Origin of the sequence: Vibrio sp. 2-Bac 85, assembly GCF_037546705.1 — a bacterium.
Classification (GTDB): Bacteria; Pseudomonadota; Gammaproteobacteria; order Enterobacterales; family Psychromonadaceae; genus Psychromonas.
This window is the reverse complement of sequence record NZ_JALAAB010000013.1, coordinates 65,477-86,892: the sequence shown is the minus strand read 5'-3', so window position 1 is coordinate 86,892 and position 21,416 is coordinate 65,477. Positions and strand designations below refer to the sequence as shown.

Here is a 21,416-nt window from a genome sequence, read left to right as displayed (position 1 = left end):
AAATTTTATAGTTATCTATGTAAAGGTTTTGATCTTTACCTATTTGTATTTTATTGTTTTTTAATCACATTCATTTGGAATAGTGCAACCATGCCCTGTTTCTGGTAGGTAGGGAGAGATTACTTTCGGGTATACCCATGCACCAAAACAAGCACCGCAGATTGGACCTAAGATAGGCACTATAAAGTACGGTATGTCTTTAGCTCCGCTTAATGCAAAATCCCATCCTGCTAAATAAGCAAATAATTTTGGTCCGAAGTCACGCGCAGGGTTCATCGCAAAGCCCGTTAGCGGGCCTAAAGAACCACCAATGACGGCAATTAAAACACCGATCAATACAGGGTTTAGTGCGCCACGAGGTGCGCCATTGTTTTCATCACCTAATGCTAAAATTACGAACATTAGTACTGCCGTGATTACAAATTCAACAGAGAATGCACCAAATATAGATAATGATGGATGTGGATAAGTTGAGAAAATACCTGCGGTAGACAAAGCCGCTTCACTGCTGCGCAAGAAACCATGTGCGATTTCATAATCAGTAAACAGGTTGCTGTAAAGAGCGTAGATCAATGCTGCTGAACAAAATGCACCTAACAGTTGTGAGATAACATACGGTAATACTTTCTGTTTATCAAAACCATGAAATATAGCCAGTGCGATTGTTACTGCTGGATTAATATGTGCACCTGATACTCCCGCTGTACAGTAAATAGCAATTGCCACTCCCATACCCCACATGATGCTAATTTCCCATTGGCCAAAACTTGCACCGGCTAATACTAGCGCTGCAACGCATCCTACACCAAAAAATATTAATAGCCCTGTACCTATAAACTCTGCAATACATTGGCCTAGTAATGAATGTTGTTTACTCATTTTAACCCCTTCCCTTATCTCAATGTGTGAATGTGTTTTGATGTAAGCAAAGATACTTATGATTAACAAATTAGCTACATTTTCAATCATTTTTTGAGCGTTCGGTCGCGTTTTGTTCTAAATCGAGCTTTTTTATGCGCTTTCTGAGGTGAGGGTTGTTGCGTGGATGTAAAGCTTAAATTATTTATTTAGTGATTTTGGGCGCTTTTTTGCTGATTTAATTTGGTTTTTTAGAGGTTAATCTACTATTTTTGCTTATTGGGGAGGTGAGTGATTAATTAAATGATTGATCTATTACTCGGTTAAATAATGTTCGAATGTGCGCATTTTAAAGGGGCTTGAGTTATTTAAGCCATTTCAACAAATGAAAGAGAAAGGTTTTAATGTGTGCAGGGGAGACGTATTGATTGATGTCGTTGTTTAAATACCAAAGTTTATTAACATTCATACGCTCTTATCTATTTTGCCCGAGAACTATAATTTTAGGTAGTCTATGCCGCTCTAGGTGGTTTTAAATTGTCCTCTCTTGTTGTAGGTTAGGTGAGAGTGAAGAAAATCGCACAGCGTTAAACTGCAAAACTTAAAACTTAAAACTAAAATTTTCAAATTCAAGTGTAGATATAATGTTACTTTTCACTTTTATTATTTTTGTACTTGTTTAAGTAAAAATTAACATTCGCCCTCATAACGAATAGTTTGGGCTTTTGTTTTGCCATTTTCTCCTGGGAAGTCTTTAAACATAGCGGCTAATAATTGATCGAATACACCTGCAATAACATCGCACTCTCCGATGCTTTTCACTCGTGATTCATAGACTTTCTTTGCTTGATTTTTGTTGGCGACAGATGTGGAACTAGGTTTTAAAGATTCAGCTTCGACAATGTCTAATGCAAAAGAAATAGTGTACAGCGTAATTAAGTTAGCAGGTTTACTGGTTGCTGCGTATTGCGGCATGACATAACGACGACCAGGAAAGGCGCTTCGCTTGTCATCTTCATCTGTATAAAAGGCGTAGGGGCCAAAAATGGGTGTTAGCACAACGGAGGTTTTACCATTGTCTATTCCATAGGCGACAATAGCTATGTATTGGGCTGCGTTTGCATTGTTTACAATTGAATAACCCACCATTGCGAGTTGGGTTTCAATTTTCTTTTTATAATTCGCAAACTCTAATGAGTTGTTTTTATCAATATCCGCAGACACTACAAATATGTTACCTGAGCTATTGTAATTCTGTTGATAAAAAGCGGTCGTTTTAGTGTCAACCTTAAGCGTTGAACAGGCCGAAATAAAAAGTATTAATGAAAGTAGGACAAATCGTTGTAGGTATTCCATTATAAATCCTCATTAATAACTTAACATTTTATTCATAGCGTACGATTGATGACCCTTTGATTAATGTATTTCTACTCAGGATAAGCAAAGCGCTGATGAGACTATGTTGCAACTAAGTTTCAATTATATTTCAGCTTCGCACTTCATACATTCATGAATGAATAATCTAGCATAGTGTCTATGATGTAAAACATGATGACAGAAAAGACTGTTTGAACCGTGAGTTGGCTCTAATAGTCATATCAAATCATTAAACAATATTGTAATGATCAGAGATGATTTTTACCTTAAATATTTATTTTTAACACGGTTTTTAACTTTAATTTTAATGTTGATTTTTAACATAGGTTTTTAACATTGGTCTTTTTAATACTAATTTTTAATATGACGTGGAATTTAGCTTTGTATCGAATGAAGCGTATTGAGGTTGCTAGTTAACAACTCACTAGACCAATAAAAGTAAATCCTGCTTAGCAAAAAAGGGTGTTCACATTTGCTTAAAAATGCGTTTGTCCATTAAACATCATACTGATTAAACCTTCACGAAGTGCGCCATTGGAAAGATGCATTGACCGAATATTCAAGGATTCAAATAGTGCGATTAAAATAGCTAACCCACTAGCAAAAACAGGCATTCTGGATTCTTCTAAGCCAACAATATTGAGCCCTTGTATGGTGTGGCATTGTATACATTGTTGCTTAATGTTGTGTAGCAGTTGTAACGACAACTCTTGGCTTAAGTGCTGAGCTTGATTGACTTCATTAACCGCTTGAATAGTGCCTGATGCGCCTAACGTTAGTTGCCATTGGTGTGTTGTATATTGTGATTTGACAGTTGAAATCACCTGCTTTGCTGCATTTATTGCATTATTAAAATTATATTCACTTAACAAACCGTCAGCAAAATAATGATTTAACCAAGTAACACAGCCAATATCCAAACTATTAGCGACATGAATGTGGTTACCTTTTCCTAATACCAACTCAGTACTTGCGCCACCAATGTCGATCACTAACAGTTCTTTTTCAGTTTTTTCAGTAAAAGAAACGCCTTTAAAAATCGTTTCAGCTTCTTGAATACCTGAAATAAGATTAATAGGGTGGTTGAGAATATCTTGTGCAGTATTTAAGAAAAGTTGTTTATTAGTAGCAATGCGCAGGGCTGCGGTGGCAGTAATGAGAATACAGACAGGTTGAATCTCATCCAACAATAGTCTGAAGTCTTGTAGGCAAGCCCAACCTTTTTCCATGGTGGCTAAATCAAGTTGTTTTTGCCCATTTAACCCGGCAGCTAAGCGTACTTTTTGCTTATGCTTTGATACGACGTTAAAACCATTAGCTTGTTTGGTGACTGTAAGCATGTGGAAACTGTTCGAGCCTAAATCAATAATGGTATAACGCGCTGTTGCCATATTATCTTTTATGTGACCTATGATAGTTGTCTTTGCGATTATTTGGATGAACTTTATATTTAGTTACTTTCATCACTGGTAAAGAATCTAATAGTGAGTCTTTATCGTATTCGCTAACGGGAATATTATGCTTAATATACTCTTCAATGGCAGGTAAATTAAACACATATTTTTCACAGGCTAAACTTATCGCTAATCCTTTTTCACCCGCACGGCCAGTTCGACCAATTCGATGAACATAATCTTCACAGTCATCGGGTAAGTCAAAGTTAAAAACGTGTGATACTTTTGGGATGTGTAAACCACGTGCTGCAACATCCGTTGCGATCAGAATATCCACATCACCTTGAGTGAATTGTTCGAGAATATGCTCACGTTTTTTCTGCGGTACATCGCCAGTTAATAGGCCTGCACGGTGACCGTCACCCGCTAAATATCCCCATACTTTTTCACAAGCATGTTTAGTATTAGCGAAAACAATCGCTTTTTCTGGCCATTCATCTTCCATTAAACTAAGTAATAACAACATTTTATCTTCGTTTGATGGGTAAAATAGTTCTTCAGTGATATTAGCTGAAGTCATCACTTCAGGTTCAATTTGAACATGCTCTGGGCTGTTCATATGTTCAAATGCAAGCTCTTGTACTTTGTGTGACAAGGTAGCAGAAAATAATAGGTTTAAACGCTTATCAGCGGCTGGCATACGACGGAATAAATAACGAATATCTTTAATAAAGCCCAAATCGAACATACGATCTGCTTCATCTAGGACAACACTTTGTATCGAATCTAAGTTAATGACACCTTGTTTAACGAAGTCGATGATACGCCCCGTAGTGCCAATTAAGATATCAACGCCTTTTTCTAGTTTATTTTGTTGAATTTCAACTTTCTCGCCCCCATATGCTAAACCAAGGCGTAAAGAAGTTGACTCTGAAAGAGTAATTGCATCTTTATGTATTTGAATCGCAAGTTCACGTGTAGGTGCTAGAATAATAGCCCTAGGTTGGTTCTTACGGCGATTTTCAGGTACATCGTTAGTTAATAGGTGATGGAAAACGGCAGGTAGAAATGCCAAAGTTTTGCCTGTACCCGTCTGAGCTTGGCCTGCAATATCTTTACCTTGTAAGGTAATTGGCAGTGACAAAGCTTGAATCGGCGTACAGTATTCAAAACCTATAGCAGTTAAACCTGAAAGTAGACTTGGCTCTAGAGGCAAGTCTGAAAATTTTGTTTGAGTTAGGTGTGTTTTATTCATTTGCAGAGCATAGCAGTTTATACTTGCAATAAATATTGAGATCGATTCAAATATCAAAAAATATATTTTACCAGTGAGCATGTTATAATAACTTTCTACTAGTAAATCTTTTCTGGAGATAAAAATGAGCGAAAATATCGTAACTTTAAGTGATGCAAGTTTTGACACTGACGTTGTAAATGCAGCTGGTCCTGTTTTAGTGGACTTTTGGGCTGAATGGTGTGGTCCTTGTAAAATGATTGCACCAATTTTAAGTGAAGTCGCTGTTGAATATGCAGGGAAAGTAACTGTTGGTAAATTAAACATCGATCAAAACAGTGAAACACCACCAAAATTTGGTATTCGTGGTATCCCAACTTTATTATTATTTAAAGATGGAAAAGTGGCTGCAACTAAGGTTGGCGCACTTTCTAAATCACAACTTACAGAGTTTTTAGACGCTAACGTTTAAATACTCTACTCAGAATGAGGTTAAGTTAATCTAGCTTAATCTTCATTCTGGACAGTTCCAATTATTAATGCTACCTTTACGCTCAAATTATGAGCAATTCATATTTAAGCTATTCAAACACACGTTATCTACCCATTTAATCCATATTAAAACATCAAAAGAATTATGAATCTAACCGAATTAAAAAATACTCCCGTTCCTGAGCTTGTTGAGCTTGGAAGTTCTATGGGGCTTGAAAATTTAGCCCGCCTTAGAAAACAAGATATTATCTTCGCAATATTAAAAGCCCATGCTAAAAGTGGTGCTGATATTTTCGGTGCTGGTGTTTTAGAAATTTTACAAGATGGTTTTGGCTTCTTACGTAGCTCTGACAGCTCTTATTTAGCTGGCCCAGATGATATCTACATTTCTCCTAGTCAAATTCGTCGTTTCAATTTACGAACTGGTGACAGTGTTGAAGGTAAAATAAGACCGCCTAAAGAAGGCGAACGTTATTTTGCATTGCTGAAAATTATGCAAGTCAATTTCGACAAACCAGAAAGCTCCCGTAATAAAATCTTATTTGAAAACTTAACTCCTATCCATCCAGATGAGCGTTTCCGTTTAGAGAATGGTAGTGGTAGTACTGAAGATATTACTGCACGTATTTTAGATTTAGTTTCACCGATTGGTAAAGGTCAACGTGGTTTGATCGTGGCACCGCCAAAAGCCGGTAAAACGATGTTGCTACAAAATATCGCGCAAAGTATTTCAATTAATTATCCTGAAGCTGAACTGATTGTTTTATTAATCGATGAGCGCCCAGAAGAAGTAACTGAAATGCGTCGCTTAGTACGTGGTGAAGTAGTGGCATCAACATTTGATGAGCCTGCTAGTCGACACGTTCAAGTTGCTGAAATGGTTATCGAAAAAGCAAAACGTCTTGTTGAACATAAAAAAGACGTGGTTATTTTACTGGATTCAATTACACGTCTCGCACGTGCTTATAACACCGTTATTCCAAGCTCAGGTAAAGTACTAACAGGTGGTGTTGATGCCAATGCATTACATCGCCCTAAGCGTTTCTTTGGTGCTGCTCGTAATGTAGAAGAAGGTGGTAGTTTAACTATCCTTGCTACTGCACTTATCGATACGGGTTCTAAAATGGATGAAGTTATCTATGAAGAATTTAAAGGTACAGGTAACTCTGAAATTCATCTAAATCGTAAGTTAGCTGAAAAACGTGTTTATCCTGCGATTGATATCACTCGCTCTGGTACTCGTCGTGAAGAGTTATTGACTAAGTCTGACGAATTACAGCGTATGTGGATCCTGCGTAAGATTGTTCATCCTATGGGTGAAATTGGCGCAACTGAATTCATGATCGATAAGTTAGGCTTGAGTAAAACCAACGATAGCTTCTTTGATGCAATGAAAAATCAAAAAGCAAAATAATTGATTTTGTCTTATCGAATAATAACGCTACTTAGGTAGCGTTTTTTTTACTTTAAATTTTGTCTTGGATACTTATCGCAAGAGTATGGATAAGCAATTGAGTCGAATTATCAAGATTCTTCTATTCAATTAAGACATTACTTATTTTTATCAGTAAACTTGATCAGTTATTGACTATCTTTCGTATTAATCTTAGATAATGACTCACATAACAAGATGTAATCGTTCAATATAATAAGCAGGTGAATATGAAGTTTGATGATTTGCGTGATTTTTTAAATCAACTAGAAGAAAAAGGGCTATTAAAACGTATTAGCCAAGAAATAGACCCGAATTTAGAAATGACTGAAATATCCGACCGTACGCTACGTGCTGGCGGACCTGCTTTGTTGTTTGAAAATCCTAAAGGTTACGACACGCCTGTATTAACTAATCTCTTTGGTACCACTGAACGTGTTGCATTAGCAATGGGTAAAGAAAAAGTGAGTGAATTACGTGAAGTTGGTGAATGGCTTGCTTATTTAAAAGAGCCTGAGCCACCTAAAGGCTTAAAGGCGATGTGGGAAAAGTTACCTATTTTCAAACAAGTATTAAATATGCCAACCAAAAAGGTAAGTTCACCTGCTTGTCAAGAAGTTGTGATGCAAGGTGATGATGTTGATTTAACTAAACTACCTATTATGAAATGTTGGCCTGGTGATGTTGCTCCGTTAATCACTTGGGGGTTAACAATCACTAGAGGTCCTTATAAAAAACGCCAAAACCTCGGTATCTATCGTCAACAGTTGATCTCTAAAAATAAAATTATCATGCGTTGGTTATCACACCGTGGTGGTGCAATTGATTTTCGTGAATGGCAAGAAGCAAATCCGGGTAAACCGTTCCCCGTGAGTGTTGCTTTAGGAGCTGATCCTGCGACTATTTTAGGGGCTGTAACACCTGTTCCAGATACCTTATCTGAATATGCTTTTGCTGGTTTGTTACGTGGTTCCCGTACTAAAGTCGCTAGTTGTTTAAGCAATGATTTAGATGTGCCTGCTACGGCTGAAATGATTTTAGAAGGTTATTTGATGCCAGGTGAAGAAGCACCTGAAGGACCCTATGGCGATCATACTGGTTATTACAATGAAGTTGATGACTTTCAAGTGATGACAGTAACCCATGTTACAACTAGAAAAGACCCTATTTATCACAGTACTTATACTGGACGTCCGCCAGATGAACCAGCAATACTTGGCGTGGCGCTTAATGAAGTGTTTGTACCTATTATTAAAAAACAATTCCCTGAAATTGTTGATTTCTATTTGCCACCTGAAGGCTGTTCATACCGAATGGCTGTTGTATCGATGAAGAAAAGTTATCCTGGTCATGCGAAAAGGGTGATGTTAGGGATTTGGTCTTTCTTACGACAGTTTATGTACACTAAATTTATTATCGTATGTGATGATGATGTTAATGTTCGAGATTGGAATGATGTTATGTGGGCTGTGACCACACGGATGGATCCAAGTCGCGATACCACATTGATTGATAATACTCCTATCGATTATTTAGATTTTGCTTCTCCAGTATCTGGCTTAGGTTCAAAAATGGGCTTAGATGCAACTAACAAATGGCCTGGTGAAACTACCCGTGAATGGGGTACGCCTATTGTGATGGATGAAGCCGTAAAAGAAAAAATAGATGATCTTTGGAATGAGTTGGATATTTTGTCATAATATACTCATTATATATTGAATGATCACAAGTATAGATAGTTGATTAAATGTTAATGATATGATCAGCTATCATCACCCAAATCATCATTACCGCCAACACAATTAAAAGAGAAATTAATGCCACAAATTACTTGTAATGTTGCTTCGATTGAGAAGTTAAATGCGTTTTTATATCGTGTTTTTTTAGCGCCAACCAGTAGTGCACCTTTTAAAGCGGGTCAATATGTTTCAGTGGTAATGGGAGAAGGCGATAAACGCCATTTCTCAATTGCAAATACACCTTCAAGCGATTTAATTGAATTACATATCGGTGCCACTGAAGATAATAAATATGCAATGCAAGTTGTTGAGAAAATGCAGTCAGGTGAGTCATTAGAAGTTGAAATTGCTAACGGGGCAGCTTATTTACGTGAATCTTCAACTCGTCCTATTATCTTAATGGCAGGTGGAACGGGCTTCTCTTATGTGAAATCGATTTTAGAGCAAATTGTTGAATCTGAATTGAAGAATCCTGTTTACCTATACTGGGGAGTTAAGGAATATTCACATTTTTATTTTGAAGAGCAAGCTATCAACTGGTCTACCGAGCATAAAAATATCCATTTTCATCCCGTTGTTGAATTACCTGAAGCATTTTGGCAGGGTAAAAAAGGTTATGTTCATCAAGCAGTATTAGATGAATTTAGTGACTTGTCTGAGTTTGATATTTATATTGTAGGTCGCTTTGAAATGGCAAAAATTGCTCGTGAAGATTTCATTAAACAAGGTGCTTTAATCGATAATATCTATGGCGATGCGTTTGCATTCATTTAATGCTCCAGCAAGTGATAACGTTTGTTATCACTTGCTAACACCTACTACTGGGTTTAAATCGTTTGATGGTAAATAAAGTACTCTCTGCAGCAACAGATATCGATCAATTATTTCTTCGCTTCTTAGTCGGCAAAAGTAAAGTCTATAAAGAAGAGGACTATAATGACGGTCTAAATGAACAAGAAATTGATCAACAAGGTAGCGATCCTAATCAACCAAGTGGTTGGCATCAACGTACTTTATTAAGCGTTGAAAAAGAACGTAAAATGCGTGTGTTAGAGGAAAAAAAATTACAACAAAGACGTGAGGCATTATTAGTCCGTGATTTTCAGAAATTACTATTAACAACCATCGATGAAAAGCTGGGTAATACTCAACGTGTATTGTGTGAGCACTTACAAATGCATCAACAATGTGTTGATTTACTAACGGCACTGATTGCGAAAGAAACGCGATATTCAGTATTGGCTGAGTTATTAGATCGTAACCCATATGCGCGTAATCATGTGATTGGCCTTGTTTCTAGTCAAGATTTTATGGCTTTATTAGGCAGACAAAAACGTATTGTTCATGATGTGCAAACTGCTGTTGGCATGATTGGTACTAATGGATTACGGTATTTAATTCCTGCGTTGATGTTTAAACATCGTATTAATATTTATAATCAGCATAATCGTTTGTTTACCAAAAAATTGTGGCGCTATCAATTGACCTTAGGTCAAACTTGTACTTCGTTAATGTTAGAAGCGGGATACCGTCATCCCTATGAAGGGCAGATGTTATCTGCGATGCTCAATTTTGCTTATACTGCCGCTTTCCATCAATACCTCGTCTCATTTGAAAATGTCCGCTCGCGCTTTATTCTAGAAGCTCGTGAACAAGGTGAAAGTATGCGCCATGACTTTTTTCATGACCTCAAGTCTGATCTTGCCTCATTGCAGGCGTTATTGATCACTAAATCCGATCTAATTATGAGCGTTAAGCTTGCGACTCCAGTATTCTCCAAGGACTTTCCTCATTTAGTCACTGCATTAACTGAAGAAGTAGAAAATATCGATTTTGACTCTCGTTCTGTGTTGGGACAAATTCTATTTAAAGCCGTTTATTTTGCAAAATATGAGCAATTGCGTGCTTCTCGTTTATTCAAGAATGAGTGGTTAGCAAGTTATTTTAAAACTGCTCATATTGATCAAGCAACTTTTAAACTCTTGTCTAAACAAGAGTTATTTCGATTTAAGCCCGACTGGTAGATGTTTGAAATATACTCGCTGAAATAGTCAAAATCGTGTAAAATACGTCATCCATTTTATAGAGAATTAAAACATGCCAAGTAACGTCGATAAGTTTAGCGATATTCGTCCATATAATGACCAAGAGATACAGCCTGCTATCAAGCGTGTCATTAATAGCGAAGAGTTTATTGATGCGATATTAAGTTTTCGTTTTTCTAAGTTATCTAAGTTTTTAGGGTTTTTACTAAAACCATTAATACGTCGCTACTTTTTGTATAAGTGGGGCAATATCAATAGCATCGATCAAATGCAAAAAATCATGGGTCATTACGTGCAACGTATGATCGATTCTACGACCACTAATTTCACTTATTCTGGATTACAAAATCTAGACCCAAATAAAAACTATCTTTTTGTTTCAAATCATCGAGATATAGCAATGGATCCTTCTTTTGTAAACTGGGCTTTATATTCAGAAAACTTTAAAACAGTACGTATTGCGATAGGTGATAATTTACTTAGTAAACCATTTGTCGCAGATTTAATGCGCATGAATAAAAGTTTTGTTGTGAAACGTTCTGTGGTTGGTGTACGTGAAATGATGAAATCACTATCACATTTATCAGATTATATTTGTAGCTCATTAAAGGAAGATAGCAGTATTTGGATTGCACAAAAAGAAGGACGTGCAAAAGATGGTTTTGATAAAACTGATCCTGCAATCATTAAAATGTTTTATGTGAATGGTAAAAAACAGAAAATCCCTTTTGCTGAATATATTAATTCTTTGAATATTGTTCCTGTCGCTGTTTCTTACGAGTTGGATCCTTGCGATCAACAAAAAGCGCGTGAGTTATATGAAAAAGCAGAGTTTGGAGAATACAAAAAAACTGAATTTGAAGATATCGAAAGTATTGTTAGTGGCATTATAGGTCAAAAAGGCCATGTCCATGTCTCATTCGGTACCCCATTACAAAGTGAGTTTGAGAATGCGGATCAAGTAGCTGAAGAAATTGATACACAAATTTACCAGAACTACTTTTTACACCCTTCTAATTTGATTGCTGCAGAGCAAGATGTTGATAATATTTCAGCAGAAGAAATCGCTGCCTTTAAGGCGCGTATTCAAGCGATAAAACCAGAGTTACAGGATACCGTATTAAAAATGTACGCAAACCCTGTAGGGCATTACACAAGCTAATTTCTCCTAAATAACTGATTTACTCTATTTGTTATGCACATTCAACAAAATGTTGAATGTGCATTTTTCATTTTTATTTCATCTCTATCTAATTGAAAAATAAAGTTTAATTTCAATGTTTTGTGCTGCCTCAAATTTTCAACAAATTCATTAACAGAGTTATCCACAGATTGTTCCATGTTGAAAGTAAATGTTTATTTTTCACTAATACCTATTAATAGGTGATCATTAATCGTTAATTTCTACTATTGGTTGACACGTCACCTATTACCTTTATTTGATAACTTATGATTTGTCGAAGACAATATAATAAAACGTGATCACTATTTTATGTCGTGTAGGTATACTAGGTAACAATTTTATCTGATTGGTAGTTAATCTATGGCTGTAGTTCCTGAAAATCCCTTTGTACTTGTTGATGGGTCCTCTTATTTATATCGTGCTTTCTTTTCTCCACCACACTTAACTAATTCTGCAGGTGAAGCGACAGGGGCTGTTTACGGCGTTGTGAATATGCTGCAAAGTTTATTAAAGCAATTTAGCCCAACACATATTGTGGTTGTATTTGATGCGAAGGGAAAAACCTTTCGTGACGATATGTATGGTGAATACAAAGCCAATCGCCCGAGTATGCCTGATGATTTACGTAGCCAAATAGAACCGTTACATGCGGTGATCAAAGCAATGGGTTTGCCTATTTTAACTATTCCGGGTGTTGAAGCGGATGATGTGATCGGTACCTTAGCGTTACAAGCGAGTAAGATGGGAGTAAAGACTCTGATCAGTACTGGTGATAAAGATATGGCGCAATTAGTTGATGAACATACCTTCTTAATTAACACCATGACTAATACGACTTTAGATGTTGAAGGCGTTAAAGAAAAATTTGGTATTCCACCTGAAATGATCATTGATTATTTAGCATTAATGGGTGATAAGGTCGATAATATTCCTGGTGTACCAGGTGTGGGTGAAAAGACCGCATTAGCAATGTTACAAGGTTTAGGTAACATGGATTGTATCTATGAAAACTTAGATAAATTAGCTGATTTAGGCTTCCGTGGTAGTAAAACCATGGCTAAAAAGATGGCAGATAATGAAGCGATGGCGCGTTTATCTTACTTATTGGCTACCATTAAATTAGATGTTGAATTAGACCAAGGTTATGAAGATTTTAAACCTTCCCCACAAGATACTGATGAGCTAATTAAACTATTTGGAAAATTAGAATTTAAGCGTTGGTTAGCATCATTATTAGCAGGTGATAATTTAGTCGCTAAAGCTTCTTCATCTCAAGAAGGGCAGTTTGTTGCGCCTATAGAAGCCGCTAAATCAATGGTAGATCGTGATAGTTACAAAACAATTTATACAAAAGGCCAATTATTACAGTGGATTAAAAAATTAAAGCAAGCAGACGTATTCGCTTTTGATACTGAAACAACCAGCTTAGATTACATGCAAGCTAAAATCGTTGGATTATCTTTTGCTATTCAGACTAATGTGGGTGAAGAAGCCGCGCCTATTATTGAAGCCGCTTACCTACCATTAATGCATGATTACATTGATGCACCTACACAATTAGATTTTACTGAGACACTTGAATTGCTAACGCCTTTGTTAACCTCAGATGAACATAAAAAAGTAGGTCAAAATCTTAAATACGATCGCAGTGTCTTACTTAACCATGGTATTACATTAGGCGGTATCGCTTTTGATACTATGCTGGAGTCATATGTATTAGATAGTACCGGTAAGCATGATATGGATACCTTAGCGTTAAAATATCTAGGCCATAAATGTATCAGCTTTGAAGATATTGCTGGTAAAGGTAAGAAACAACTGACCTTTAATCAAATAGCGATTAAAGAAGCGGCTCCTTATGCAGCTGAAGACGCAGATATTACTTTGCGTTTACATCTTGAGTTACAAACACGCTTAAAAGAAACGCCTGAGTTATTGAAGGTATTAGATGAAATAGAAATGCCGCTATTAACTGTCTTATCTGACATAGAAAGAGGCGGCGTAGAAATTGATAGTAAATTACTGGGTGTGCAAAGTGTTGAAATTGCAAAACGTTTATTAGAGCTAGAAGAATTAGCTTATGAAGAAGCTGGTAAACCTTTTAACTTGAGTTCACCGAAGCAATTACAGACTATTTTATTTGAAGAGCTCAATATTCCTGTTATTAAGAAAACACCTAAAGGTGCCCCTTCTACAGCAGAAGAAGTGCTTCAAGAGTTAGCGTTAACTTACCCGTTACCTAAGTTGATTATTGAGCACCGTGGTTTAAGTAAATTAAAATCGACTTATACTGATAAATTGCCATTAATGGTCAATGAACAAACAGGTCGAGTACATACTTCTTACCATCAAGCGGTCACAGTGACTGGTCGTCTATCATCAAGCGATCCAAATTTACAAAATATTCCAATCCGTAGTGCAGAAGGTCGTCGTATTCGCCAAGCGTTTATTGCACAACCGGGATATAAAATTGTCGCTGCCGATTACAGCCAAATTGAATTACGTATTATGGCGCATTTGTCTCAAGATGATGGCCTATTAACGGCTTTCTCAGCGGGTAAAGATATCCATAAGGCAACTGCTGCAGAAGTATTCTCTGTATCACTTGATGAAGTGACGGTTGATCAGCGTCGTAGTGCAAAAGCCATTAACTTTGGCTTGATTTACGGTATGAGCGCATTCGGCTTAGCAAAACAGTTAAATATTGGTCGTCAAGAAGCACAAACTTACATGGATCGTTATTTTAGTCGCTACCCAGCAGTATTAACTTACATGGAAGATACGCGTTTGTTAGCGAATGAAAAAGCCTATGTAGAGACTGTCTTTGGACGTCGCCTACAGTTACCTAATATCAATGCTAAAAATGGTATGTTGAAGAAAGCGGCAGAACGCGCAGCTATCAATGCGCCGATGCAAGGTACCGCTGCTGATATTATCAAAAAAGCGATGATCAAAATGGCAGAGTGGGTGAAACAAAAGCCGGCTGGTAGCGTTCAAATACTCATGCAAGTACACGATGAATTAGTGTTTGCGATTAAAGAAGAATGCGTCGAAGAGTATACAAAAGAGATTCAAGCCATTATGGCGAATGCAGCTGATTTAGCTGTGCCATTAATTGCTGACGCAGATGTTGGTAATAATTGGGATGAAGCGCATTAATTTTGAACTTAATTAAAAATAATAGGACAAATAATATGAAGATATAACATTGTCCATGCTTTCTTCTCATTCCCCTCAATATGTGTTGCGTGTATTGAGGGTTTTTTTTGGCTATTTTTTTAGATGTTTTCTGGGAGTGGATTTGCACTAGAGGTTAACTTTAGGGAGTTAACTTAAAGGAAGTTAACGTAAAGCTTGAAAGGGATTAATTAGGTTTAGTAAAACAAATCTCGATATAGGCATTACCTTTATCTGATTTAAAAGGCATTAATACTTTAGAACCATTAACTTGATGGCTAATTGAATGGTTTTCACCGGTAACAACAATAGGTGTTGCCATGTCAAATTCAAAGCCTTTTTCACCGAGTTGACGCTTGGCACCACCTGCGACCATGTTAGTGATTTCACCCACCATATCCGTAATATCATCAGAGATATCCTCGATTTTTTCACCTACCATCATTTCAAATACATTTAATGCTAATTTTTTCTCAAAACTAATTGAAAATGATCCTGAAGTAGTTGGGCCAACCATACCAATTAATCCTGAAACATCACCACGTGCGACGGTATCTTTTTTTAGGCTTGGACGCCCTGGTTTAATATCCAACATCGCCATGGTTTTTAAAACATTAATAAATGAGGATAAAAACGGGTTAACAAATTCTGCATTCATAGTTTAATTACTGCTCATAATGATTAAGTGGGTTAATTTTTTATGAGACTAATTATAGAGGCAGGTTTCACAAATTCCATGCGCTTCTAACACTTTATTGGTAATTTTAAAGCCAAACTGTGAAGCTTTCGCAGAAAATGCCTCATCAATAACAGGATCACTTAATTCAATGACCTTTTTACACTTATTACAGATCAACAATTGCATCGCATGTTCGCAACCTAAATGACAGCACATTAAATAAGAATTCAAAGATTCTATACGATGAATAAAGTGGTTTTCTAGCAGAAACTCTAATGCACGATAGATAGTCGGTGGCTTAGCTTTGCTATCAAATACTTGTAATTGCTCTAATAACTCATATGCCGTGATCGCGCCTTTATGTTCAGCCATTAAAGTGAAAACTTGTTGTCGTACTGCTGTAAAACGTACGTTGTTAGCTTTGCAGATATCGATAGCACGAGCAAGTAGTGGAGATGGCTTTATTGGTGGTATTGTTAGCGGCGTTGTTGACTGCGTTATTGACATAGTTACGTACTTTTTTCAGTGAAAGAATCAAGATAATAACATAGCAGTAGCAGATTAAAGAGCGCAATTCATATACGTTAATACTTACTTATCAATAATTGAGGGCTTTAATGTATTTTTGCTGATATTGGCATCCTGGTAGCGTTCTGAACGTTGCAATGTTTGAGTCGGCGTTTCTGCAAATAATTGTTTATATTGCGCATTAAAAGTACCAAGGTGAAAAAATCCAAAATTTAATGCAAGATCAGCGATTGTATTCTGCTGACCACTACCTAATAAAACGCGCCTTATTTCGTTGAGACGACATTCTCTTATATATTGTATGGGTGAGATACCTAAACCTTGTTCAAAACAATACTGTAATGCTCTCCTGCTGACATGAGCAATTTGGCATAATTCAGTGATTGTTAATGGGTAATGATTGGTCTGCTTAATATAGTTGGTGATCTCTGTAATCACTCTTTGTGTTGTTTGGTAGTGACCAAAATGTTGTTCATTTGTATATTCAGTTTGTGCCAGTAGGTCGGCAACTTTAGATGTGATCAATGGCTTTAACGTGGTTAAGCGAGACAGGTTGTGTTCATTGATAATGCTATTTTTACCACTTGGTGAGTTGTTATTATTGAGGAGTAAACTGATTAGCTTAGCGAGTTCATAACTTACGTAATGATTGGGTGCAGAAGCTTGCATTGTATTATCTCGGTTTTCCCATAATGCTTGGTCAGGACCAACCATTTCTTGGCTTATGCTGTCTTTATTCACAACTAAACCATAAATATGAAAGTCGGCAGGAGTAAGCAACTCAAACTCAACGCCCGATGGGCGTGTCATTATCTGACCTGCTTCTATTTGATAATTATTAATTTTTGGACGCTGCGTTTGCAACGAAAAACCTAACCATAAATTATCGTCTTTTACTGCACATTGTTGTAGTAATGTTTGATTGGTGAATTCTTCAAAAAAATGGATACCCGCTAACTTCAATTCATCTAAATAACCGCTAAAAGTCCCACTACTATGTTGGTTATAGCGCTGTTCCCATTGCACCAAGCTTTCGGCTTGTTGGTTCACATCAAAAGTAAATGATTTGCACCTATCTAGTGCAGAGGTAGTACTACCTTGGTGCTGCTCTAAAAATTTTAAATTTTCACTTTTCATCTCGATGCCTTAATTTGATGCAATGCAAATATAACTTTATGTTTTAAAAGTATTTTATTGTTTGCGCAATAGCGTCACTCAGTTGGAATGATCCTCGCTAATTATTACTTATCTAGTTTGCAATGTTTGCGCCCAATTTTATGTTTGAGGTCTTGTATATGTCCAATTACCGTTATCAGCTTGGTAGCCATGTTTATAAATTTAATGATCTTGCGGATTTGATGGCCAAAGCATCACCAATGCGCTCGGGCGATCAACTAGCCGGTGTAGCAGCACTTTCATCGGAGCAACGTGTTGTCGCGCAAATGTTATTAGCAGACTTACCATTAAGTACATTTTTACAAGAAACATTAATCCCCTATGAAAGTGATGAAATCACGCGTCTTATTATTGATGAACACGATGCTAATGCATTTGCAGAAATCGCTCATTTGACGGTAGGTGATTTTCGCAATTGGTTATTACAAGAAACAACCACTGAAGTTGATTTCAAACGTATACGCGCGGGTATCACACCTGAAATGGTGGCCGCGGTCAGTAAGATAATGCGTAATCAAGACCTTATTTTAGTCGCTAAAAAGTGCAATATTACGACGCAATTTCGCAACACGATTGGTCTACCGGGACACCTTTCTACGCGTTTACAGCCTAATCACCCTACGGATGACGTTAATGGGATTGCCGCCACTATTTTTGATGGCTTAATGTATGGCAGTGGCGATGCAGTTTTAGGGATTAACCCTGCGACAGACAGTGTGTCACAAGCGGTTAAATTAATGAAGTTGATGGATGACGTTATTCAACATTATGAAATACCAACACAGTCTTGTGTATTAACGCATGTTACTAACACCATCGAAGCAATAGAACTTGGCGCGCCTGTGGATCTGGTTTTTCAGTCGATTGGTGGTACTGAAGCCACCAATCAAGGATTTGGTGTAAATCTCAACGTATTAAATGAAGCGCATCAAGCCGCATTAGAGTTAAAGCGCGGGACTGTCGGTAATAATGTGATGTATTTTGAAACCGGACAGGGAAGCGCTCTTTCTGCTAACGGCCATCATGGTGTTGACCAGCAAACTTGTGAAACCCGTGCCTATGCGGTTGCACGTAAATTTAAACCTTTATTAGTGAATACTGTGGTTGGCTTTATAGGTCCTGAATACCTTTTTGATGGGAAACAAATTATTCGAGCAGGTTTAGAAGATCATTTCTGTGGGAAGTTATTAGGTTTACCGATGGGGTGTGATATTTGTTATACCAACCACGCCTACGCCGATCAAAATGATATGGACAACTTACTAACGCTATTAGGGGTTGCAGAGTGTTCATTTATCATGGGCATTCCCGGCTCTGATGACATCATGCTTAACTATCAAACAACGTCTTTCCATGATGCACTTTATGCGCGTCAAGTATTAGGGCTGCGTCCTGCACCAGAGTTTGACCAGTGGCTTAAAAAAATGCAATTGGCACCCGCTGATAACCTTACCCAATTAAGTAACACATTACCTGAACGCTTTGCTCATCCATTAAATATGATCAAGGAGCTTTTATGAGTGACATTAAACCCAACGACTCGAAAATAATACATAAAGACCCTTGGGAAAAGTTACGTCAGTTTACTAATGCTCGTATTGGATTAGGTCGCGTTGGTACAAGTCTTCCAACATCTGAACTACTGCGTTTTCAGCTTTCTCATGCGCAAGCTATTGATGCGGTTCATGTGCCACTTGATATCGATAAATTATGTGAACAATTTGCAGAATCTGAAGTATTAACGCCTTACTTACCAATACAGAAGTTACATAGCAAAGCACGTGACCGTATGGAATATCTGCAACGTCCCGATTTAGGGCGTCAATTGGATGAAAAGTCTATTTCTTCTTTACAACCTACATCAGGTGAACGCTACGATTTAGTGTTTGTGCTTGCTGATGGTTTATCTTCTTACGCAATTAGCCACCATGCTAAAAACTTTGTTGAGCTTTTTATTCGTCGTCTCAATGAAGAGTCCAACAAAAAATTAAATATCGCTCCTATCTGCGTTGTTCAACAAGGTCGTGTTGCTGTGGGAGACGATGTTTGTGAAGCCTTGAATGCTAAACAAGTTGTACTTCTGATTGGTGAACGTCCGGGATTAAGTTCACCTGACAGTATGGGGATGTATTTAACATGGAATGCTAAACGCGGTATTGAAGATTCATTACGTAATTGCATTTCAAATATTCGCCCTGAAGGCTTGAAGTACCAAGCTGCGGTACATAAAGGGCATTATTTACTCACTGAGTCCCTTCGTCTTGAATTAACAGGTGTGAATTTAAAAGATCGCTCTGAAGATTCATTACTTGATAACACTGAGCAACAGCATTTCTGTTTGACCAGTGGTAACCACAATTTACTGTTTAATCATTAATTATCTAACCACAATAAAAAGGAAGTCTTATGTCTACTAATAAAGAGTATCTTGCTCAAAGACAATTAAAAAAGGGAGCTGCGGGTTGGATCTTACTTGCGGGCCTAGGTGTTTCATATGTTATTTCTGGTGATTTTGCCGGATGGAACTTTGGTATCGCACAAGCTGGGTGGGGTGGTTTTGTTATTGCTGCTGTTTTGATGGGCGTAATGTATTTAACCTTAGTTTTATCATTAGCAGAAATGTCCTCTGCCATTCCTGCCGCGGGTGGTGGTTATAGTTTTGCACGTCAAGCAATGGGACCTGTTGGTGGTTATCTTACAGGGTTGGCTGTATTAATTGAATATACACTTGCGCCTGCTGCGATTGTTATTTTTATTGGTTCTGCTGTGAATGAACTAATAGGTATGGATGGACCCATTGTTTACGCTGTTTTTTATCTGATTTTTGTAGGTATCCATATTTTTGGTGCTGGCGAAGCCTTAAAAGTAATGATGGTGATCAGTGCATTAGCGGTGGTTGCTATTATTGCTACTGGCGTGGTTTTATTACCTGCTTTTAATACGGAAAATTTATTTGATGTTGCACCACTTGCCAATGGCAGTGAATTTTTACCGATGGGGTATTACGGTGTTTGGGCTGCTTTGCCTTTTGCAATGTGGTTATTCTTAGCTGTGGAAGGCGTACCGCTAGCTGCAGAAGAAGCAAAAGATCCTGCTAAAGATGTGCCTAAAGGAATTATTGCAGCTATGATTTTTTTATTAGGGACTGCGACATTAGTCGTCGTACTGGTGGCAGGCGCTGCTGGTGCAAAAGCGACGGGCTCAAGTGCGGTACCGTTGGTAGATGCATTGAATATGACTGGGAATACTAACCTTGCAACCGTTGTTAACGTGTTAGGTTTAGCGGGCTTAGTTGCGTCGTTTTTCTCAATTATTTACGGTTATAGCCGCTTGGTATTTGCATTATCTCGTGCCGGCTATTTACCACAAAAATTATCATTAACTAGTAAACGTAAAGTGCCCGTTCGCTCATTAATTTTCCCTGGTATTTTAGGCTTCCTATTATCATTAACTGGTGAAGGTGACTTGATGTTATCAATGGCTGTCGTAGGGGCAACGGTATCGTATGCCATGATGTCGGGCAGCCATATATTGTTACGCATTAAACAACCTAATTTAAATCGTCCTTATAAAACTCCAGGTGGTGTAGTGACTTCAAGTATTTCATTTGTATTGTCTTTACTTGCACTAACCGGTGTCTATGCCTATGACGTAAGAGCTTTTTATTTTACATTGGCATTATTTGCTGTGGGCATGCTGTATTACGTATTAATTGGTCGTAATAATTTAGTGGCGAATTCTGCAGAAGAGGAGTTTGCTTTATTATCTCAGGCTGAAGGAGAGCTGGCTGTCAGTTAGTACTTTTTCTTTTATCATAAAACTTAAAGCTTGCATTATTGAGTGAGCTTTAAGTTTAGCATATCTTCCCTTTCACTATTCTTTTCTCTCTTTCTTATTGGATTTTTTAATTGATAGTCAGCTTGTAAAAAAATATTCATTGGTGGCGGTTATATTATTGCTAGACTTGTGATAATGCTTGTTTTCTACAAAGCCTTCATCGCGTAACTTTATCTACAATATTAAAATAAACACAATCTAATTTTCTCATTGCTTGATAATTTTTCTGGGTATAACCTGTATATGTAATGCATGTCATGGTTAA

The 21,416-nt window shown here is 37.3% G+C and carries 16 protein-coding genes and 1 pseudogene; 10 read left to right on the top strand and 7 right to left on the bottom strand.

What is annotated here, in order from left to right:
- Positions 1-60: 60 nt before the first annotated feature.
- The 4 genes from MT390_RS13850 to rhlB form a co-directional block, all read right to left on the bottom strand.
- Complete coding sequence (locus tag MT390_RS13850) at positions 61-879, bottom strand: MIP/aquaporin family protein (RefSeq protein ID WP_499441713.1); 819 nt, start codon at positions 877-879, stop codon at positions 61-63.
- A gap of 669 nt (positions 880-1,548) precedes the next feature.
- The gene (locus MT390_RS13845; protein ID WP_499441711.1) at positions 1,549-2,214 is read right to left on the bottom strand and encodes a DUF4136 domain-containing protein; all 666 of its coding nucleotides are present in this window, start codon (positions 2,212-2,214) and stop codon (positions 1,549-1,551) included.
- Between the two features lie 497 nt (positions 2,215-2,711).
- Positions 2,712-3,626 carry a Ppx/GppA phosphatase family protein gene (locus MT390_RS13840; protein WP_499441709.1) on the bottom strand — a complete coding sequence of 305 codons (915 nt, stop codon included), beginning with the start codon at positions 3,624-3,626 and terminating at the stop codon, positions 2,712-2,714.
- Position 3,627: 1 nt separating this feature from the next.
- Positions 3,628-4,884 carry an ATP-dependent RNA helicase RhlB gene (gene rhlB / locus MT390_RS13835; RefSeq protein ID WP_166372084.1) on the bottom strand — a complete coding sequence of 419 codons (1,257 nt, stop codon included), beginning with the start codon at positions 4,882-4,884 and terminating at the stop codon, positions 3,628-3,630.
- Positions 4,885-5,008: 124 nt separating this feature from the next.
- Here rhlB and trxA point away from each other — a divergent pair, with 124 nt between their 5' ends.
- The 7 genes and pseudogenes from trxA to polA all read left to right on the top strand — a co-directional run bounded on the left by trxA (position 5,009) and on the right by polA (position 14,913).
- Positions 5,009-5,335: a thioredoxin TrxA gene (gene trxA / locus MT390_RS13830; RefSeq protein WP_025563658.1), complete on the top strand. Its 327-nt coding sequence runs from the start codon at positions 5,009-5,011 to the stop codon at positions 5,333-5,335.
- Positions 5,336-5,500: 165 nt separating this feature from the next.
- Positions 5,501-6,769: a transcription termination factor Rho gene (rho, locus tag MT390_RS13825; RefSeq protein WP_166372085.1), complete on the top strand. Its 1,269-nt coding sequence runs from the start codon at positions 5,501-5,503 to the stop codon at positions 6,767-6,769.
- 248 nt (positions 6,770-7,017) lie between these two features.
- Positions 7,018-8,457 (top strand): annotated as a pseudogene (ubiD, locus tag MT390_RS13820) (4-hydroxy-3-polyprenylbenzoate decarboxylase); the annotation flags it as partial.
- 147 nt (positions 8,458-8,604) lie between these two features.
- Positions 8,605-9,300 (top strand): NAD(P)H-flavin reductase, encoded by a 696-nt coding sequence (gene fre, locus MT390_RS13815; RefSeq protein ID WP_166372087.1) that lies wholly within the window; start codon positions 8,605-8,607, stop codon positions 9,298-9,300.
- A gap of 65 nt (positions 9,301-9,365) precedes the next feature.
- Positions 9,366-10,550 carry an HDOD domain-containing protein gene (locus tag MT390_RS13810; protein WP_499441707.1) on the top strand — a complete coding sequence of 395 codons (1,185 nt, stop codon included), beginning with the start codon at positions 9,366-9,368 and terminating at the stop codon, positions 10,548-10,550.
- Between the two features lie 73 nt (positions 10,551-10,623).
- Positions 10,624-11,733 carry a 1-acyl-sn-glycerol-3-phosphate acyltransferase gene (locus MT390_RS13805; protein ID WP_499441706.1) on the top strand — a complete coding sequence of 370 codons (1,110 nt, stop codon included), beginning with the start codon at positions 10,624-10,626 and terminating at the stop codon, positions 11,731-11,733.
- A 381-nt stretch (positions 11,734-12,114) separates the two neighbouring features.
- On the top strand, positions 12,115-14,913 hold the full coding sequence (polA, locus tag MT390_RS13800; RefSeq protein WP_499441704.1) for a DNA polymerase I: 2,799 nt from the start codon (positions 12,115-12,117) through the stop codon (positions 14,911-14,913).
- 205 nt (positions 14,914-15,118) lie between these two features.
- Here the strand turns inward: polA and MT390_RS13795 are convergent, their stop codons facing one another.
- From MT390_RS13795 to MT390_RS13785, 3 genes are all read right to left on the bottom strand, one after another.
- Positions 15,119-15,589, bottom strand: a complete 471-nt coding sequence (locus MT390_RS13795; RefSeq protein ID WP_166372091.1) for a chemotaxis protein CheX — start codon at positions 15,587-15,589, stop codon at positions 15,119-15,121.
- A gap of 48 nt (positions 15,590-15,637) precedes the next feature.
- On the bottom strand, positions 15,638-16,117 hold the full coding sequence (locus tag MT390_RS13790; protein WP_166372092.1) for a transcriptional repressor: 480 nt from the start codon (positions 16,115-16,117) through the stop codon (positions 15,638-15,640).
- Between the two features lie 84 nt (positions 16,118-16,201).
- Positions 16,202-17,275, bottom strand: coding sequence for a helix-turn-helix domain-containing protein (locus MT390_RS13785; RefSeq protein ID WP_166372093.1), 1,074 nt, complete (start codon positions 17,273-17,275; stop codon positions 16,202-16,204).
- Positions 17,276-17,433: 158 nt separating this feature from the next.
- On the opposite strand from MT390_RS13785, the gene MT390_RS13780 reads away from it, so the two are divergent.
- From MT390_RS13780 to eat, 3 genes are read left to right on the top strand one after another with little or no spacing between them, the layout of a single operon-like run.
- A complete protein-coding gene (locus MT390_RS13780) occupies positions 17,434-18,834 on the top strand; it encodes an ethanolamine ammonia-lyase subunit EutB (protein ID WP_499441701.1) in 1,401 nt (466 codons plus the stop codon).
- Positions 18,831-19,691, top strand: a complete 861-nt coding sequence (eutC, locus tag MT390_RS13775; RefSeq protein ID WP_499441699.1) for an ethanolamine ammonia-lyase subunit EutC — start codon at positions 18,831-18,833, stop codon at positions 19,689-19,691. Before MT390_RS13780 ends, eutC begins: the two co-directional genes overlap by 4 nt.
- A gap of 29 nt (positions 19,692-19,720) precedes the next feature.
- A complete protein-coding gene (gene eat, locus MT390_RS13770; RefSeq protein WP_499441697.1) occupies positions 19,721-21,112 on the top strand; it encodes an ethanolamine permease in 1,392 nt (463 codons plus the stop codon).
- Positions 21,113-21,416 lie beyond the last annotated feature (304 nt).

Excerpts from the sequence above, each read along its gene's own strand:
- MT390_RS13850 (WP_499441713.1), bottom strand. The coding sequence starts at position 879 with ATGAGTAAACAACATTCATTACTAGGCCAATGTATTGCAGAGTTTATA.
- MT390_RS13845 (WP_499441711.1), bottom strand. The coding sequence starts at position 2,214 with ATGGAATACCTACAACGATTTGTCCTACTTTCATTAATACTTTTTATT.
- MT390_RS13840 (WP_499441709.1), bottom strand. The coding sequence starts at position 3,626 with ATGGCAACAGCGCGTTATACCATTATTGATTTAGGCTCGAACAGTTTC.
- rhlB (WP_166372084.1), bottom strand. The coding sequence starts at position 4,884 with ATGAATAAAACACACCTAACTCAAACAAAATTTTCAGACTTGCCTCTA.
- trxA (WP_025563658.1), top strand. The coding sequence starts at position 5,009 with ATGAGCGAAAATATCGTAACTTTAAGTGATGCAAGTTTTGACACTGAC.
- rho (WP_166372085.1), top strand. The coding sequence starts at position 5,501 with ATGAATCTAACCGAATTAAAAAATACTCCCGTTCCTGAGCTTGTTGAG.
- fre (WP_166372087.1), top strand. The coding sequence starts at position 8,605 with ATGCCACAAATTACTTGTAATGTTGCTTCGATTGAGAAGTTAAATGCG.
- MT390_RS13810 (WP_499441707.1), top strand. The coding sequence starts at position 9,366 with ATGGTAAATAAAGTACTCTCTGCAGCAACAGATATCGATCAATTATTT.
- MT390_RS13805 (WP_499441706.1), top strand. The coding sequence starts at position 10,624 with ATGCCAAGTAACGTCGATAAGTTTAGCGATATTCGTCCATATAATGAC.
- polA (WP_499441704.1), top strand. The coding sequence starts at position 12,115 with ATGGCTGTAGTTCCTGAAAATCCCTTTGTACTTGTTGATGGGTCCTCT.
- MT390_RS13795 (WP_166372091.1), bottom strand. The coding sequence starts at position 15,589 with ATGAATGCAGAATTTGTTAACCCGTTTTTATCCTCATTTATTAATGTT.
- MT390_RS13790 (WP_166372092.1), bottom strand. The coding sequence starts at position 16,117 with ATGTCAATAACGCAGTCAACAACGCCGCTAACAATACCACCAATAAAG.
- MT390_RS13785 (WP_166372093.1), bottom strand. The coding sequence starts at position 17,275 with ATGAAAAGTGAAAATTTAAAATTTTTAGAGCAGCACCAAGGTAGTACT.
- MT390_RS13780 (WP_499441701.1), top strand. The coding sequence starts at position 17,434 with ATGTCCAATTACCGTTATCAGCTTGGTAGCCATGTTTATAAATTTAAT.
- eutC (WP_499441699.1), top strand. The coding sequence starts at position 18,831 with ATGAGTGACATTAAACCCAACGACTCGAAAATAATACATAAAGACCCT.
- eat (WP_499441697.1), top strand. The coding sequence starts at position 19,721 with ATGTCTACTAATAAAGAGTATCTTGCTCAAAGACAATTAAAAAAGGGA.